The 247-nt window shown below is 53.8% G+C and carries 1 protein-coding gene; it reads right to left on the reverse strand.

The window, feature by feature from the left end; all coding sequences use genetic code 11:
* The coding region (locus tag FCK22_RS19200) for a hypothetical protein (protein ID WP_211243611.1) at positions 1 to 182 on the reverse strand (182 nt) is incomplete at its 3' end.
* Positions 183 to 247 lie beyond the last annotated feature (65 nt).

Genomic DNA, 247 nt, shown 5'->3' on the forward strand with positions numbered 1-247 from the left:
GCAGCGCCTTTTTCGCCTTGCGACAGCTGTCGCAATTTTTCAGCCCATAAATTAGCACATCCGTCTCCCTCAGCCCCGCGATCCCGCGCCCATTTGCGGATCTCGCAGCTGTTCGCTTGATTTTTTTCCAGTCCGCGCGATCTTTCTATTATGGCGGGTCGCAATTCAATCGCTTTCGCCATTCTGCTGAACGCAGAGACGCAAAGACAAAGGAGGCGCGGAGATTATGCCAACTGGCACCGTGAAA

It is taken from the genome of Sulfitobacter sp. 15WGC (assembly GCF_005068605.1).
Taxonomy (GTDB): Bacteria; Pseudomonadota; Alphaproteobacteria; order Rhodobacterales; family Rhodobacteraceae; genus Sulfitobacter; species Sulfitobacter faviae.